The 16,251-nt window shown below is 43.9% G+C and carries 15 protein-coding genes; 2 read left to right on the top strand and 13 right to left on the bottom strand.

The genetic code is table 11. The annotated features are described in order from the left end of the window. Nucleotides 1–9: 9 nt before the first annotated feature. The 4 genes from MHH61_RS10685 to MHH61_RS10670 all read right to left on the bottom strand — a co-directional run bounded on the left by MHH61_RS10685 (nucleotide 10) and on the right by MHH61_RS10670 (nucleotide 4,230). A complete protein-coding gene (locus tag MHH61_RS10685) occupies nucleotides 10–1,443 on the bottom strand; it encodes an aldehyde dehydrogenase family protein (protein ID WP_251215245.1) in 1,434 nt (477 codons plus the stop codon). Next, complete coding sequence (locus MHH61_RS10680; protein ID WP_024427250.1) at nucleotides 1,440–2,297, bottom strand: citryl-CoA lyase; 858 nt, start codon at nucleotides 2,295–2,297, stop codon at nucleotides 1,440–1,442. Before MHH61_RS10680 ends, MHH61_RS10685 begins: the two co-directional genes overlap by 4 nt. Nucleotides 2,298–2,613: 316 nt before the next feature. Then, nucleotides 2,614–3,435: an ammonia-dependent NAD(+) synthetase gene (gene nadE, locus MHH61_RS10675; RefSeq protein ID WP_024427249.1), complete on the bottom strand. Its 822-nt coding sequence runs from the start codon at nucleotides 3,433–3,435 to the stop codon at nucleotides 2,614–2,616. Between the two features lie 198 nt (nucleotides 3,436–3,633). Further along, nucleotides 3,634–4,230, bottom strand: a complete 597-nt coding sequence (locus tag MHH61_RS10670; RefSeq protein ID WP_024427248.1) for a DUF1989 domain-containing protein — start codon at nucleotides 4,228–4,230, stop codon at nucleotides 3,634–3,636. A gap of 112 nt (nucleotides 4,231–4,342) precedes the next feature. Between MHH61_RS10670 and MHH61_RS10665 the strand changes: the two genes are divergently transcribed. Beyond that, a complete protein-coding gene (locus tag MHH61_RS10665; protein WP_164512176.1) occupies nucleotides 4,343–5,659 on the top strand; it encodes an amino acid permease in 1,317 nt (438 codons plus the stop codon). Here MHH61_RS10665 and MHH61_RS10660 read toward each other — a convergent pair. The 7 genes from MHH61_RS10660 to MHH61_RS10630 all read right to left on the bottom strand — a co-directional run bounded on the left by MHH61_RS10660 (nucleotide 5,654) and on the right by MHH61_RS10630 (nucleotide 12,427). Continuing rightward, nucleotides 5,654–6,412, bottom strand: coding sequence for a YqcI/YcgG family protein (locus MHH61_RS10660; RefSeq protein WP_125587119.1), 759 nt, complete (start codon nucleotides 6,410–6,412; stop codon nucleotides 5,654–5,656). The genes MHH61_RS10665 and MHH61_RS10660 overlap by 6 nt on opposite strands. 147 nt (nucleotides 6,413–6,559) lie before the next feature. After that, the gene (locus MHH61_RS10655; protein WP_125587120.1) at nucleotides 6,560–6,943 is read right to left on the bottom strand and encodes a UPF0715 family protein; all 384 of its coding nucleotides are present in this window, start codon (nucleotides 6,941–6,943) and stop codon (nucleotides 6,560–6,562) included. Between the two features lie 307 nt (nucleotides 6,944–7,250). Then, the gene (locus MHH61_RS10650) at nucleotides 7,251–7,880 is read right to left on the bottom strand and encodes a LysE family translocator (RefSeq protein ID WP_125587121.1); all 630 of its coding nucleotides are present in this window, start codon (nucleotides 7,878–7,880) and stop codon (nucleotides 7,251–7,253) included. A gap of 92 nt (nucleotides 7,881–7,972) precedes the next feature. Next, the gene (locus MHH61_RS10645; protein ID WP_125587122.1) at nucleotides 7,973–9,163 is read right to left on the bottom strand and encodes an MFS transporter; all 1,191 of its coding nucleotides are present in this window, start codon (nucleotides 9,161–9,163) and stop codon (nucleotides 7,973–7,975) included. Between the two features lie 54 nt (nucleotides 9,164–9,217). Next, nucleotides 9,218–10,264: a Gfo/Idh/MocA family protein gene (locus MHH61_RS10640; RefSeq protein WP_103132600.1), complete on the bottom strand. Its 1,047-nt coding sequence runs from the start codon at nucleotides 10,262–10,264 to the stop codon at nucleotides 9,218–9,220. Further along, nucleotides 10,261–11,127, bottom strand: a complete 867-nt coding sequence (locus MHH61_RS10635) for an HAD-IIB family hydrolase (RefSeq protein WP_125587123.1) — start codon at nucleotides 11,125–11,127, stop codon at nucleotides 10,261–10,263. Before MHH61_RS10635 ends, MHH61_RS10640 begins: the two co-directional genes overlap by 4 nt. Beyond that, complete coding sequence (locus MHH61_RS10630; protein WP_125587124.1) at nucleotides 11,102–12,427, bottom strand: DegT/DnrJ/EryC1/StrS aminotransferase family protein; 1,326 nt, start codon at nucleotides 12,425–12,427, stop codon at nucleotides 11,102–11,104. Before MHH61_RS10630 ends, MHH61_RS10635 begins: the two co-directional genes overlap by 26 nt. Nucleotides 12,428–12,536: 109 nt before the next feature. Here MHH61_RS10630 and MHH61_RS10625 point away from each other — a divergent pair, with 109 nt between their 5' ends. After that, complete coding sequence (locus MHH61_RS10625) at nucleotides 12,537–13,526, top strand: LacI family DNA-binding transcriptional regulator (protein ID WP_024424341.1); 990 nt, start codon at nucleotides 12,537–12,539, stop codon at nucleotides 13,524–13,526. A gap of 44 nt (nucleotides 13,527–13,570) precedes the next feature. Here MHH61_RS10625 and MHH61_RS10620 read toward each other — a convergent pair whose 3' ends face one another. Together MHH61_RS10620 and MHH61_RS10615 are read right to left on the bottom strand one after the other, a co-directional pair. Then, nucleotides 13,571–15,193 (bottom strand): L-lactate permease, encoded by a 1,623-nt coding sequence (locus tag MHH61_RS10620; protein WP_024427240.1) that lies wholly within the window; start codon nucleotides 15,191–15,193, stop codon nucleotides 13,571–13,573. A 43-nt stretch (nucleotides 15,194–15,236) separates the two neighbouring features. Beyond that, a complete protein-coding gene (locus tag MHH61_RS10615; RefSeq protein ID WP_025092786.1) occupies nucleotides 15,237–16,184 on the bottom strand; it encodes an L-lactate dehydrogenase in 948 nt (315 codons plus the stop codon). Between the last annotated feature and the right edge of the window lie 67 nt (nucleotides 16,185–16,251).

Genomic DNA, 16,251 nt, shown 5'->3' with positions numbered 1-16,251 from the left:
ACGCCCCTTTCACAGACCATTTGGAAGCACGACCATTTTGGTTTCGGTCATCTCCTCGATGGCGAAACGCGGACCTTCTCTTCCAAGGCCACTTCGTTTAATCCCGCCATAAGGCCAATGATCCAGTCTAAAATTCGATGTCCCATTGATGACAACCCCGCCAGCTTCAAGCTCTTTTGCTGCGTGTAATGCCACATCCAGCTGATTCGTAAAGATCCCTGCCTGCAAACCATATCGGCTATCATTTGCTTCTTTAATCGCTTCCTCCAGCTCCTCATAAGGGAGAATGCTGACAACTGGGCCGAACACTTCCTCACAGACGACCTTGGCCTGTTTCGGAGGGTTTAGCAAAATAGCCGGTGTGATGCTCGCTCCATTTCTTTTCCCCCCGCATAAAAGCTGGGCACCCATGCTCTCTGCCTCTTGTATCCATGTCTCAACACGCTGCGCGGCCTGAACATCGACCATACAGCCGATATCACTCTCACTGGACAGCGGATCTCCAACAACAAGCTGCTCTACTTTTTGTTTTAATACCTCAGTAAACGACGGCATCATTTCCTGGTGGACATAAATTCTTTGAACAGAAATACAGCTTTGACCGGAATTACTAAAGCCTGTTTTGGCACACATGGATGCGGCTTGTTCAATATCTGCATCGTGATGAACAATCGTCGCTCCATTCCCTCCGAGTTCGAGCAGTACCTTTTTTAATCCCGCAGAGGTTGTAATGTGTTCGCCTCCGGCAGCCCCGCCGGTAAAAGAGATGAGATTCGTTCTATCATCAGTGACTAACTGTTTCCCGGCGTCGACCCCGCCAATCACAAGCTGCAAACCAGCCTCAGGAAATCCTGCTTCGAGAAGGAGTTCGACAAACGCTGTGGCAACAGCTGATGTTTGCGGTGCAGGCTTCAAAATGATGACATTCCCTCCCGCAAAGGCCGGACCGACTTTGTGACAAATTAAGTTGAGCGGTGCATTAAAAGGGGTAATCGCCAGCACAACTCCGACTGGTACTTTAAATGTCATGGCCATTGCTCCCTGTCCGCGCGATGATACATTGCCAGGAATGGTCTCACCTATTAATCGATTCGCTTCTTCCGCCGATTGCGCCAGCGTCTCGATTGACCGCGAAACTTCATCTCTTGTATTTTTAAGCGGTTTGCCTAATTCTAGCGAAATCAATTTTGCAAAATGGTCTTTTTGTTCTTCAAGCAAGGTGGCTGCTTTTGTTAGAAGCCTTGAGCGGTCGATTGCCGATATTCCCGCTATTTGTTTTTTAGCATGCTGCGCACTAGAAAGTGCCTGTTCTATGTCTTCTGATGAGGCGAGATAGGATGTACCGATCCTTTCTCCTGAGTAAGGATTGATGATATCTGTTTTCACACGACCGGTATCCAGCCACTCGCCGTTTATATATGACAACGCTCTCAAACTACTCAAATTTTCTCTCCCTCCTTCAAGTGCCGCGTTCCATGTCCTGCATAACGAACCAATCTTTCTTCATTCGGACAAGGTCCTTTCACGAGGGCTCCCTTTGTCAGCTCCTCATATGCATGCGCCACGATTCCCATTCCTCTGGATAAGGAAAAAATGCCTTTTGCTGCTTCTGCTGGAATGTTTAATTCACATTGGATGGCAGCAGATACACCATCTATATTCATCGTGATTTTCTTCCCTTTCAGTTGTTCAAGCTCATGCCTAATCGCTTCGGCTAACCGTAAATATGTGCCGCTGATAAGACCTTGCTGGACATGTTTGTGACTCAGCTCATATAGACGTCTCACCCTCGGATCATCATCATGAAGCTGATGGCCGATTCCCGGGATTTTTTCCTTGCGATTTAACCATGTTTGACACACTTGCTTTGCCGCAGAGTGTATATCCTTTTGATCATCGTAGATCGCTTTAGCCTCGTATAGCATGCGCATGGCCTTCTCTCCAGCTCCGCCATGAATGTCACCTAATAGATTCACCCCTGTTGCTACAGAGGAATTAAACGAAATGCCGCAAGTCACCGCCATTCTAGCTGCTGCAATAGATGGTGCTCTTGGTCCATGGTCCGCACCTGCGACAAGAACACTTTCAAAAAGAGCTGCTTTTGAATCATCCAATAATTCACCAACAAGCAGTAAATAGAGCATTTGTGGATAAGACAATTCACCAATCAGTTCTTCAATCGGATACCCTCGAATTTCAATTGAATTTTTTTGAATATGACTAATCTCAGTCTCCCACCAAGCGCCTCCCTCTTTGTAAATTTCCAGTGCACTTCGATTTTTCATTGTGTGAATCATTCCTTTAGCTTCTTATTTGGAGGTGAACCACCCCTTTATTCCATCCAGTGGAATCTAATTTCACTTTTCGGAATGTGGTTTCATTGTAAGCGCATTCTTTTTATTCGTCAATTATTTTTTCTGAAAATACTGTCAACAGAAATGAAATTAAGTGAATCGAACTAATTATGTTTGCTTTTTTTGATCAAAAAAATTGATATTTAGTTAAATGGACTTAAGTAGATCGTTCTACTAATTTAATGAATTTTTGGTTATTTTGTCAAACCCAATTGAAATTCAACATAAAAAAACCTCTCCATCTGGAGAGGTCTCTTTTTTATTTCCACCAGTCATCAAACATGGAAGCGGGTACTTGGCGTTTATGCTCTGATTGAACATAACGCTTTTCAATCGCTTCGGCGGCTTGATCTGACACTGGTTTTCCTTCTAAGTAATCATCAATTTCACTGTACGTAATGCCGAGTTCTGTTTCATCCGTTTGCTGAGGTTTGTCGTCCAGCAGATCGGCTGTTGGTTTCTTTAAATACAAGCGTTCCGGTGCTTCTAGGGCTTCTAAAAGCGCACGGCCTTGGCGTTTTGTCAAACCTGTAAGCGGAAGAACATCTGCACCGCCATCACCATACTTCGTGAAGAAGCCGGTTACTGCTTCAGCTGCATGATCTGTACCGATGACAAGCAATCCTTCCTCACCACCGACAGCATATTGCGCGATCATTCTCATGCGTGCTTTGACATTCCCTTTATTAAAATCAGACAATGGTCCGCCCGTTTCCTTTTGATATTGATCACTGAATGCTGACACGGCAGGTGCAATATCATATTTCCACGACTTGTCTGGCTGAATAAATGATAGGGCGAGCTGTGCATCATCTTCATCCTGCTGCACACCATGCGGAAGGCGTACCGCAATAAAGACCGCATCCTCTTTTCCTTCTTGACGAAGCTCACTGACAGCAAGCTGTGCAAGACGTCCGGCAAGCGTTGAATCCTGCCCGCCGCTAATGCCGAGTACGAATCCCTTTGCCCCGGTTTTTTTCAAGTACTCTTTTAGAAATCCAACCCGTTTTTCGATCTCCTGCTTTGGGTCAATTGAGGGCTGCACATGCAACTCTTGGCTGATCTTTTTCTGCAAACTCATACACTTTTCCTCCTAAGCATCCTCTACATGAAGAGAACAGGTTTTACTCACAATTCATTGATTTAACAACGTTTTTTGAATCTTCATTATACCATGTTTTCATCAAGAACATTTTGTTAGACGTTCCCCTATTTCTGAGATGATCAAACATTCACAAGTGAAAAAGACCACGTCTTGATTGACTGGTCCTTTTCTTTTTTAATCGATTTCTACCCGTATGGATGTACAGCTTGATCCATTGCACTTCCCAATATCAGCAGGGCATGCAGAAACGGCCACAATGAGGTCCATTTCAGCCCGAAGGCGAATGTAGTCACCGGGCAGCGATTTTGGCTGCTCCACAGACAGCTTTCCTTTTTCATCAATGACTGTATTCATAAAGGCATTAAAAGGATAGTACATATCCTCCTTTGGAATCCCAAAGGGCTCAAAGGCAGTCCGCAAATTATCGTAGCATGTATGCATGACCTCTAAGTGCGTCCTGCCGTATAAAAGCTGATACATCTCTTGGCGGCAGGCGGGCATGTATAAATCATGGCATTCCACTGTATCTTCAATGATCGTAAACATCGGTTTATATAAATTAGAATAGAGCTTATCACCTTTTTTCACTTTGGATGAAAATAGGCTGTCCATTGTCGCACCTTGGTCAAATTTTTCATAAAAATCCTTTTCATGATAGGCCATCACATCTGCTACTTGCTGGCCTTCGACATCAACCACTCGCATACATTGGCCTTTTCCTAAACGAAAGCCGAGTCTACCCTTTGGTAAAATGACGTATTCTCCGTTCATCACATGCACTCCTTTCCATGACAGTATGCCCAAAATGTCCCCTTGATCATGTATAAAAAAAAGAGGCGGTCACAAGCTAATGTCATTGAAATAGAAAGGTGTTGCACTTGCATTGAAAGAAGAACAATCTTTATCTTGGTGGCAGCTTTCTCTCATCGGAGTCGGCTGTACAATTGGCACTGGGTTCTTCCTTGGCTCCAGCATCGCCATTACAAAGTCCGGTTATTCCGTCTGCATTTCCTTTTTGCTTGCTGCGGTCGGAACGTATCTCGTCTTTAAACATTTGGCTGCGATGACAGCTGATAACCCTGATAAAGGGTCGTTTTGTTCCTATGCTCGTAAAGCATATGGACGCTGGGCAGGGTTTAGCAATGGCTGGGTATATTGGTTTGCAGAAATGCTGATTACAGGGAGTCAATTGACAGCCATTTCTCTATTTACCCGCCACTGGTTTCCTTCTGTTCCGCTTTGGGTGTTTTCTACGATTTATTCCGCTCTTGCCCTTCTCGTCATTATCATTGGGCTTTCTTCTTTTCAAAAGACAGAAAATGTTCTTGCGGTACTGAAGACAGCGGCGATTTTTCTGTTTATGATTCTTGCCGTGCTTGTGTTATTCGGCATTTTGACAGAACATAAACCGACCCTGCATCTGCCTAACAAGGATCACGAATGGATGCCGCTTGGCCCGCTTGGTCTTTGGAATGGATTGATTTACGCGTTTTATGCATTTGGAGGAATTGAAGTCATGGGGCTGATGGCGGTTCATTTAAAAGACCCGAAGGATGCGGCAAAAGCTGGACGTGTCATGCTGATCATTCTAGCGGTCATCTATATCGTCTCAATCGGACTTGCTCTCTTGCTTGTCCCAGTGACAGCCTTTAATGAGAACAGCAGTCCATTTATTACATCATTAGAGCCGTTTCATTTATCAATCTTTCTTCATATCTTTAATGGCATTTTCATCATTGCCGGTTTTTCGACATTGGTTGCCTCTCTCTATGCGGTCACAACACTGCTCGGCACAATGTCAGAGCATCAAGATGCACCTGCTTGCTTTAAACAAAAAGACCCATCTCATGTGAGGTGGTCTTCGATTATCTTAACTGCTGCTGGCTTAATTGTCTCAATTCTGCTTGCACTCTTTTTGTCAAAACACATCTACGAGCATCTCACAACAGCAGCTGGTCTTACCCTGCTGTACACATGGATCTTTATTCTGTTCTCAAGTAAAAAGTTATCCAAGCCATCCACTCGCCAAACGTGCGAAATGATTCTTGCGCTGCTCTTAATTGGAGCCGCCGTTTCAGGCACATTAACAGAGGCAAGCGGACGACCTGGCTTTTTTATCAGCCTAGGGATCATTGCAGTGATTGCCATCATGGTGCTATTTATGAGGAAAAAGTGGAAGCAGGATCAGACCGCATCATAATTTCATCATGTTTTTTAATGCAGTAAATGGACATTTGGCGGAGGCTGGTTTCTCCGCCTCTTCATCTGGGAGAAAGTATTGCTTCCATTCATGATTGGCCGGGTCACCGTACCATTTTAATGATGAATGAACACTGACCTCATCATATGCTTTGAGCCGCTTGCGAACGAGCTGGCTCATTTTTTGTCCAAACTTGGTCGACCCATTCAATTTCTCAAACACCCATCTAGGCTGAAACGCCATCAAGAGATAAGGGAAGTGGCGGCTTTTTCTGAGTTTGTGAGCAGGTGTGGAACACAAAATAAAATAAGCTTCACCATGGAAGCAATACTCCCACTCATGATGATGAGTATCGAGCGGAATCTCCTCAGGCCACGGTTCTTCATCTTTATGATGGAGCCGTTGAAGCAGCGACCAAAACTGCTGCTCAAACTCTTCAAGCGAACTTTCCTTTAAATCCTGCGGTGTTTCAAAAAAACAGATAAATGAAGCATATTGACCGGTTTCTTTCGCACAGCCTTGATATTCTCTCAGGAGCTGGGCTAATTCATCCACCGCTTCCTCTTCCCTCGGGTCACCAACAAACCCATAGCGTAAATGATCGAGAAAAAATCCCTGTCTTCCGGGTACACAAGGGAATGTATCGGCTTCATCTCCTACCATCTCGCCAAATTGTGTGAAAGCATCCTGTTTCCATTCTTCTAGTGATCGTAGATTTTGATCAAGGCAACTTTTTGCATACAGCTGGGCCATTTCCTACACCTCGTTTTAGCGTCTTCTCCATAGCCTATGAGGTGCAAATGGCTGTGGTGACTGTCCCTCCACGACTTCCTAGCGTATGACAAGATGGGTTTCCTATGATCAGACTAGTGAAAGTTAATAGAGAGCCTTTCATCATACCTACGATGGATTCTTCATCAAAAAGACGGAATCCAGCACCCAATAAATAAGGGCTGCGCAGAAGCTAAACAGATAGACTTTATAGCTGATGAACACAACAAGCCCATAATCAATCCATAAAGCCAAAGCCGAACACACCACCCATGCCGCAATAAAATAAATCAATAAGTCACGGCTTCGAAACCTCTTAGGATGCCGGTGTAAAACAAACTGAATCGGTGCAGCAAAAATGACATAAGCGAGCAAAATGAACAGACTGGTCATCTCCACATAACTAAAGCCCACTTCAGGCTGCATGAATAAAAACGTATAAACGAATGTTGCAGTGATGACTGATAAAATCAGCATACACACATAGTTGAATACTGGCAGAAACATACGCATAGCAGAAGCTCCTTCAAACCATTTAATATTCCACCATTATTCAAGAATGTGTTATGTCTGTCAATCCTTACAAAAAAACAGACTGGATGTGTCAGCCTGATTCAGATTATTGACAAAGGGCTAAAATGATTTTTTATTTTAGCCCTTTGTCTTCTATTCAGCGTGATCAAAAACCTTTGCAGCCCTAGAAGGGCGAGCACTGGAACGGAGCGAATTTGACATTCGTGAGCACCGGAGCGCAGACCTGACAAAGAATGCGAGGGTTTGTCTACACGCTGAAACAGACTGGATGTGTCAGTCTGTTTTTCTACCCAATCAACGCCATGATTCCTTGATACCCAAAATAGGCGCCGAAACCAAGTAAAGATAGACCTGCCAGAACAGATAAGCCATGTAAAACACGTTCACTTAAATAACGCCTAAACGAACTAGCAAGCAGCGCCATGCTGAAATCCCAGATCAGCATGCCGATAAAAATAGCCATACTGTACATGAGCATTTGGGAAGCTCCATACTTTTCGATCGTATTGGCTAAAATGCTGCCGTAGATGCCAAGCCAAAACAAAATACTGAGCGGATTAGATAGAGAAATGAAAAATCCGGTCATGAATGACTGGCCAACTGATGTGTTTCCACTATGCTTTTTCGGACTCTCCTGCAAATTGATTTTACGCAGACTTTCAATGCCGGTATAGGTCAGAACAAAAAAGCCGAACAGCCACAAAAAGGTCTTTACAAGAGGTGCAGTCAAAAGCTGGGCGACACCAAAATAGATGAGAAGCATATAGACAATATCCGCAGCCATAGCCCCCACGCCAAATATCCACGCATGCCAAAATCCACTTTTAATCCCTCTGTCGATTTGGGCTGCATTGACTGGCCCAACAGGCGCTGAAAGTGACAACCCTAAAAAGATATAACCAAAAAACACCGCCACATAGACGTCCTCCTTTTGATGCTGACTTGTACATGTTATTCAAACTTTCTGCGTTTTAGTACAAGTCCTTTGTCATCATTTCAGGTGGAGGCTTAGCGGTCTGCTTTCAGTGCTGACTGCTGCGCGTGTACCGTTTCTTTTTTCTTAGAACGATTCATTTGAATCGCAGCTGCAAACAGAAGAACAGCTAAGAAAGCAAATACAAAGACGGCACTAGCCGCTCCTGCCCATTCCAGACTAAATCCAATCAAAAAGGACAAGCAGGCTCCGCCTAAGCTTGCGGCTGCAATAAAATAACTCGTCGCCTCATCGATGGCATTTTCAATCATTAAGGCAGATGCTGTCAGTGCGATTGGGAACATGCCAGCTGCGCAAAGACCGATGAAAAAGATGAGGATCAGCTGCGCGGCGATGTGGGTTGTCAGAGCAAATATCACAAGCAGCAGAATCATCAGAGATGCACTTAGCTTTAAAAAACGCAGCGGATGCAGCTGATCAGCTTTTCTCGCGATCATGGTTCTGCCGATGACGATCGCTGTCCAGAAAGTAGAGACCGCAAAGAGTCCCCAATTTTCTCCCCCTTTTTCCAGCATGATCGACGGCAAAAAATTCGCAAAGTTCGTTTCAATCCCTGCGTAGAAAAAGGCAAAGCAAATCATGATCACCACAATCATTCGATTATTTCGATCAACAAGTAAAGACGGTTTCCTCGTCCCCCTTGTGGTGGGAGCATCCATCTGTCCATGAGGCAGTTTGTTCATAAAAACCAGCCAGAGCATGAGGAAAAATGTCAGCGCACCCACCTGAAATAAAAACACATACTGCCATGTCTGTTCTGTGACAGTCAGCAGAATCACTAGCGGGAATAACAGCGCACCTAATCCAAAAAAGACCTCCATGATACTGATTCGCTTTGCACTATTAGCCATCGAAATGACATACGCTCCGGCTGTTGTCTCAAGACTGCCTGCGCCGCTCCCAAGAAAAAAACCTGCCAGCACAAGCGTTGTCCATCCGGGCACCAATAGCCCCAGCAGAAGTGAGCCGATCATCAGCAAAAGACCCATGGTCAGCACAGCGCCATAGCCTTTTTTTCTCACTAGAATGGGAGATAGCAGAACACCTGTCAAAAAACCAATAAACTGAAAAAAAATTAAAGATGATAATTCCCCGGGACCCTTATCGTAACTCGACAGCAAATAAGGTGTTAAGCTGCCAAAAAATACATGAATGGTCCCAATAAAAAAATAAAAGACACAGCCAAAATAAAATACCTTTTTCATCTTTTCACTTCCTCTAAAAAGGAGCGGAGTCATGATATCCTCCGCTCCACCTCTTTAATATGCCTGGGCAGAGACAACTGCCTCTTCCCTTTCAAAGCATGTATTGAGCGCAGCCTGAGCGCGATAACCATCTTCAAAATCAGCGACCTTCATATGAGATGGGTATGGATCAGTATTCACCCAATGCATCAGCTGATCGCGGAATGTATCGGACCATCCGTAAAATTCATTTGGCGGATCTGTCAGCAAAGTTTGCGGCATTTGATGACGCTCCACACACAATCCATCACTGATCTCATATTCGTTTTTCATGTTCGTATGGTATTTGAATACCTTGTCATGACCAACGACTTCTACACTAAATCCACATTCCTCAGGCTGCGTGCTTTTGGATGTCACCAAATGAAAGAACACTTGATTCTCCATCTGCCCGAAAATTTCGGTATGATCATCCACCTGAACCTTTTTCTCTTCTTTTTCCTTTACATGTGTCAGCATCTTGGTGTTAAGTGATTCTTTCTTCATTTCACTGCCAAATAAGTACCACAGCATATCAATCAAATGAATGCCAAGATCCCCTAGTGCACCGCTCGTACGCAGACTTTCACCGCTGTCTCTCCATGAAAAAGTCTTTCTTCTAAGGGCACTGTTTTTCTTAAAATGAGTTCTGACGGTCAAAATGCGGCCTAATTCACCGTTGGCAATCAAGTTTTTCAATATATTCACAAAGGATAAATAACGATAGTTAAAGCCCATACTGGCTTGAACTTGGAACTGTTTGGCTGTCTCCACCATTTCCTTCGCTTCCTTCAACGACACAGCCATCGGTTTTTCACATAAAATCGGCTGTCCTGCTCTTAGCGACTGAAGGGCATGGTCCTTGTGACAAAAATTAGGGGATGCAATGATCAATCCATCAGATGCATCTGCCAGTGTCCCGATACTTGAATACACACGTCCGCCGTACTGTTTAATGAATCCCTGTGCGACCGACTCATGCAAATCATAGACACCGGATAATTCTGCACCTTTGATCGTTGATAATGCTCTTGCATGTGCTTTTGCAATATTCCCTGCTCCAACAATTCCAATTTTCTTCATGAATGTGCCTCCTCATGTTTATACATCACTGTTTTCAGTGTTTCATAGATTCCTTTTGCATACCCATGATGACAAATTTGGTGATGGTGCCGTTTGGCTTCAGCTGTCGCATTTTGGACAAGGAAGCCGTGTGTGACGGATTGAAGCATCCGCAAATCGTTCCCGCTATCACCAAAGGCAAAGCCTTGATCTTTCGATAAATCATATTGGTTCAGCATAAAACGGACAATTTCATCCTTCCCTGTTCCGACTGGTAAAAAATCGACATCATAGCAATCCGCAGGATCTCCAGCAAGCGGGTTGCATTTATTGATGTTGACTGCCACGCCTCGCTCTTTAGCCAGTGTTTGGATAAATGATAGATGATAAAGATCTGTCCGTTCATCCTGCTCCTGATAATAGAAATTCTTCTTATACCCTGAACTGCCCAGCTGCGTTTGCGGTCTAAGGGAAATGCCCTTTTCTCGGATGGTTTCCAGGATGTCTTCGATTTTTTCATCTGAAAAGCCCTGTGCATCCAGCCGCTTCATCCACTCTGCATCTGGCTGTCCAAAATGGGCATCCGACGTATATACAATCTCAGTCCCTAAGTTCGACGCAATGAAATGCGGGAATTGATGAAACCCTCCTTTTTCCATTTTGCTCGTGACAGAATCGAGGCTGCTTCCCGTCACCCAGCCCAGCAAGAGCTGTCCCGCTTCACTCTTTTCTGCTACAAAGGCTTCCAGCCGATTGACATCCGCTCTCTGCTCCTCTGTCATTCCGTGAGAATAATACGTTTCATCAAAATCACAGAAGACGATCCACTGCGGATTCTTCGGCAGATTCAGCAGTTTTTTATTGAATGGAAGACTTGATAACATGATGAACCCCCTCGATGACCTTCTCCTGATCTTGCAGCGGCATTCCTGGATAAAGCGGCAAGTGAAGTAATTGCTGCGCAGCTTTTTCCGTGTGTGGAAGTGTCGTTTGTCTATATTTTTGAGAAACAAGATTTGTTTGATGCTGATGCGATAGAACCGGGTAATAGACATCCGTCTCTATGCCCATTTCCAGCAATTTCGCTGCCAGTTCATCTCGTTCTCCCTTCAGCACTCTAATCGGGAATAGATGCCATACATGATCATCTGTCAGCGTCGGGAGCTTCATATATCCTTCATCCTCAAGCGTTTGCAGCTGTTCAATGTATCGCTTGGCTAAGTAAAAACGTTTGAAATTTTGCAGTCCTAAATACTTCATTCGTTCGAGTCCAATCGCTGCCTGCAAATTATCAATTTTCGAATTAAAGCCATAGTCACTGCGTTTGACATTTTTCTTTCCAGCTTCAAAGCCGTGATAGCTGATCTCCATGCATTTTTCCGCTAAGGCCTCATCATTTGTAGCGATGGCTCCTGCCTTTCCGCAGACCCCAAGGTTTTTGTATGGATTAAAGCTGAGAACAAGTCCATCTCCATAAGCGCCAAGGCCGCTGCTGCCAATCGCCTGACAGCCGTCTTCAATGATTTTCAGCCCATGCTGTTTCGCAATCGCCGAAATCTCCTTCATATCCGCTTGCTTTCCATATAAATGAACCGGTAGAATGCATACCGTTTTATCTGTGATATGTTTCTCTATTTCACTCGGTGAGAGGCAGTAGGTTTCAGGATCAATATCGGCATATACCGGAACAGCCCCAATGGCAAGCACTGCATTTTCTGTTGCAGCAAAGCTATTGGCCGGCAAAATCACCTCGTCTCCTGGATGGACGCCTGCTGATATGAGACTGATCATTAATGCATCTGTTCCACTTGACGTGGCAATGACATATTTTTTCCCTAAGTACTCAGCAATCGCCTTTTCAAATGTCGGAATATATGGCCCTGAAGTAAAACGGCCAGAGCTCAATACTTCCTTCAGCACCTGCATAATATCATCGATTTCATCTTCTGAAATCAGTTTGTCAACTGGCAGAAACGGTATCTTTTTTTCCTTATTTTGTTTATAATGGAAGAGAATTTTTTCCAAACCTGTGCGCTCTATATCTTGCTCAAGGAACGTCACCAGCTTTTCATTTGCTAGATGCTTTTCAACTGAATCAGCCTTAACTTGAACACCTTGATTGATCATATCCAGCAAAGGAAGATAATCCTTGCTTTTACCTGATATCTTCGTCAATATTTGCATTCCATTCCCTCCAATTAATCAATTCCTTTTGTTAATATTTAACTTGTTTCACATTGTAAATGATGTTATCGATTTCAGAACAATAACTTTGTGTAAAGGATTTGTTAATATGTGTACAATTTATGAAATTGCCAAACGCTGCGGGGTTTCAACCACCACCGTTTCCAGAGTGCTAAACCATCACCCATATGTGTCAGAAGAAAAGCGGCAGCTCATTTTACAGGTGATGAAAGAAATGGAATATACACCGAGTTCAGCAGCCCGCACACTAAGGTCACATCAGACAAAAACCATTGCTGTGTCTGTTCCAGCTGTGGACCATCCTTTTTTTGCACAATTGATTAAAGGCATTTCAAAGGAAGCACTGGATCAAGGATATAAAGCCATCGTGCTCCAGACGTTTTATCAAGAAGCATTAGAGCTTGAAGGGCTTCAATTATTAAAAAGAAAAGAAGTCGATGGGGTTATATTGGGTGCGTTAGAAAATACGTGGGAGAAAATTGAGCCATTTTTAACGAACGGCCCCATTGTCATGGCAAATGAATATCACCAAACAGCAAACATCCCGATTATTGGATACGATGAACGGGAAGCCGCCTATAAAGCGGTGGACTATTTGATTCGGTCGGGGCGAAAATCGATTGGGTTTTGCTTTGATACAGAAAGCAGTGAAGCGCAGAAACAAAGGAAACAGGGCTATCTTGATGCACTCTCTGCTCACGGTTTGCCGCTGCAAGATGATTGGCTGTTTGGAGAGGCTTTTACCATTGAAGACGGCTTTCGCTTAATGGAGGTCATCCATCACATGAAGGAAGCGCCTGATGCCATTTTCACCGGCAATGATCAAGTCGCAGCAGGACTCATTAAACAGGCTATTTCATACGGCTATCAAATCCCCGGGGATCTAGCGGTCATCGGCTATGACAACCAAGACATTTGTGAGGTGACAGCTCCAACGATCACCACAATTGACATACCGATCGTAGAGCTTGGCCAGCGGTCTGTACAGCAAATGATCGCACTCCTGCAAGATCAAAAACCATTACAGCGCGAACATATCCAGCTGCCTACCCGGCTCGTGACAAGAGAATCTACATAAAGAAAAAGACTGAGATCTCTCTCAGTCTTTTTTAGTCTATCAACCTATACAAATTGAGCGAGAATGAATGTCCATATACATACAATACCGAGCAGGATGAAGCTGTACTTCACGGTCTTTTTGAAGAGCTCAGATTCTTTCCCTGTTTCTCCAACAGCTGCTGTAGCGATAGCGATTGATTGTGGAGAAATTAATTTCGCCATCACACCACCGGTCGTATTCGCCCCAATTAACAAACCTGCCTGTGAACCGATTTGAGAAGCAGTGACTGCTTGAAGGTTACCGAATAAGGCGTTGTTACTCACGACAGACCCCGTAATAAACACGCCGATCCAGCCAAGCACCGGGCTGACAAGCGGGAACAAATCGCCCGTTTTGGCAAGAGCAAGTCCAATCGCTGAACTTAGTCCAGCAAAGTTCGCTAGGTTGGCAAAGCCCATAACAAAACAAATAGTAAGAACAGGAACCCAAAGCTCTTTCACCGCTGCTTTTAAGCAGACAGCGCCTTCTGTTAATGTAATATGTCTGCTAAACAGCCCTGTCAGCATGACCGCAATCAGAATGGCGGTCCCCGTTGCACTGATGACATCAATTTTAAAGATCGCATCAATAGGTGTTTCCGTTTGTGCAATTGGTGGTAATTTCACAATTTGCTGATGTAAAAATGGCATTTTCACTAAAATGGTCGTCCAGTTAAGCGGTCCTCCTACAGCAAACAATGCTTTAAATGCCGGCAGACTCCATACCGTAATAACAGCAGTTAAAATATAGAACGGAGACCATGCTTTCAGTATTTCAACGCCGCGATACGTTTGTTTCTGTTCAATATCTGGCGCTCCTTCTTCACGATAAATGTGTTTTGGCTGCCATTTCCGAAGAAATAAAGCCAAAATTCCCATACTTGCTAAAGCAGAAATAATATTGGCAAGCTCAGGACCCATCGTCACCATTGTGACAGCTTGCAAAATGGCATAGGTACCACTCACAACAAGCAAGGCTGGCAGAGTTTCTTTGATCCCTTTCAATCCATCTACAATCAGAATGAGGAGAAACGGAATACAGAATGAAATAAATGGGATCGTATATACAAGGGTTTGAGATAACGCAAGCGGCGTCATATTGCCCATTTGCGCCCCTGTAATCACCGGGATGCCCACCGCCCCAAATGCACCAGACGCAGCATTGGCAATTAAGCAGAGCATCGCAGCTTTCAGCGGTTTAAACCCAAGCTCTGTTAAGAGAGCGGCACTGATCGCAATCGGTACACCAAACCCAGCAGCGCCCTCTAAAAATGCGTTAAAACTAAAACCGATTAATAAGAGCTGAAGACGTTGATCTTGAGAGATTCCTGCAATACTAGATCGAATGACATCGAACTTACCAGATTTCACGGCAATTTTATAGAGCCATACCGCCATGATGACGATATATCCAATCGGCCACAGCCCATTAGATATACCGAGCAGCACAGCAGATAATGCTTTTTCAACTGGCATATGGAAGAAGAAAACAGCTGTTACAAAACTGACGATTAAGGTAAAACAAGCGGCTAAAACACCTTTTAGCTTAAAAACGGTTAATGCAAGAAGGAAAAACAAGATTGGGAGCATTGCCACCAATGCACTGACGAATTCATTACCAAACGGATCATATATTTGCTGCCACATAGTGATTCATCCTTTTCTGCTCAGATAGGTTGCTTTTGATTGATTAAAAATGAGGAGCCAAAATCTCTTTTAACACATTTACACTGTGTGCAAATTTTTCTTTCTCCGTGTCGTTCAGTGCAAGCTCCATCACTTCTGTTGCACCATTTCGATTCACAAGGGCTGGTACACCAATGTAGACATCTTCTGCTCCGTACTCTCCATCTAAGTAAGTGCTGACAGTTAAAATGCTGTTTTCATTGTGCAGGATCGCTCTTGTAATGCGGGCTAAACTCATTGCTACGCCGTAATAAGTGGCGCCTTTTTTCTCAATGATTTGGTAAGCTGCATGACGAACATTTTCCATGATTTCATCTAAGTCTTCTTGTTTGTATTGATCATTTCTCTTCATTAATTCTGTAATTGGTACACTTCCGATATTCGCATGACTCCAAACAGCAAGCTCTGTATCTCCATGCTCGCCAATGATGTAAGCATGCACGTTGTGTGCCGCTGCTTCAAAATACTCACTAAGCATGTATCTAAATCTTGCCGTATCAAGCGTCGTACCACTGCCAATTACTCGTTCTTTTGGAAGTCCACTGAATTTCCAAGTCGCATATGTCAAAATATCGACTGGGTTTGTGGCAACTAAGAAAATGCCATCAAATCCACTTTTCATTACGTTTTCTACAATGCCTTTAAATATATTTAAATTTTTCTCAACAAGATCAAGTCTTGTTTCACCTGGCTTTTGGTTTGCACCAGCACAGATACAGACGATATCTGCATCCTTACAATCCTCATAATCTCCATACCATGTATTCACAGGATGCGGGGCAAATGCTTTTCCGTGGTTTAAATCCATCACGTCACCCATTGCTTTGTCTTGATTCAAATCGATGACAACCAATTCATCTGTGATTGCTTGATTTATTAATGTAAAGGCATAACTGCTGCCGACGAAACCTGCTCCAATAAGGGCTACTTTGTTTACTTTTTCGTTTGTCATTTATCTCATCCTCCTGAGTAAAACTAGGCTGTTTTTCTTATGTGAAGTATTTCACATTCATATTGTG

This window comes from Bacillus sp. FSL K6-3154, assembly GCF_040869395.1.
Lineage (GTDB): Bacteria > Bacillota > Bacilli > Bacillales > Bacillaceae > Bacillus > Bacillus safensis.
This window is presented reverse-complemented; position numbering and strand designations above follow the sequence as displayed.

Excerpts from the sequence above, each read along its gene's own strand:
- MHH61_RS10680 (WP_024427250.1), bottom strand. The coding sequence starts at position 2,297 with ATGATTCACACAATGAAAAATCGAAGTGCACTGGAAATTTACAAAGAG.
- nadE (WP_024427249.1), bottom strand. The coding sequence starts at position 3,435 with ATGAGTTTGCAGAAAAAGATCAGCCAAGAGTTGCATGTGCAGCCCTCA.
- MHH61_RS10670 (WP_024427248.1), bottom strand. The coding sequence starts at position 4,230 with ATGAACGGAGAATACGTCATTTTACCAAAGGGTAGACTCGGCTTTCGT.
- MHH61_RS10660 (WP_125587119.1), bottom strand. The coding sequence starts at position 6,412 with ATGGCCCAGCTGTATGCAAAAAGTTGCCTTGATCAAAATCTACGATCA.
- MHH61_RS10655 (WP_125587120.1), bottom strand. The coding sequence starts at position 6,943 with ATGCGTATGTTTCTGCCAGTATTCAACTATGTGTGTATGCTGATTTTA.
- MHH61_RS10645 (WP_125587122.1), bottom strand. The coding sequence starts at position 9,163 with ATGAAAAAGGTATTTTATTTTGGCTGTGTCTTTTATTTTTTTATTGGG.
- MHH61_RS10640 (WP_103132600.1), bottom strand. The coding sequence starts at position 10,264 with ATGAAGAAAATTGGAATTGTTGGAGCAGGGAATATTGCAAAAGCACAT.
- MHH61_RS10635 (WP_125587123.1), bottom strand. The coding sequence starts at position 11,127 with ATGTTATCAAGTCTTCCATTCAATAAAAAACTGCTGAATCTGCCGAAG.
- MHH61_RS10630 (WP_125587124.1), bottom strand. The coding sequence starts at position 12,427 with ATGCAAATATTGACGAAGATATCAGGTAAAAGCAAGGATTATCTTCCT.
- MHH61_RS10625 (WP_024424341.1), top strand. The coding sequence starts at position 12,537 with ATGTGTACAATTTATGAAATTGCCAAACGCTGCGGGGTTTCAACCACC.
- MHH61_RS10620 (WP_024427240.1), bottom strand. The coding sequence starts at position 15,193 with ATGTGGCAGCAAATATATGATCCGTTTGGTAATGAATTCGTCAGTGCA.
- MHH61_RS10615 (WP_025092786.1), bottom strand. The coding sequence starts at position 16,184 with ATGACAAACGAAAAAGTAAACAAAGTAGCCCTTATTGGAGCAGGTTTC.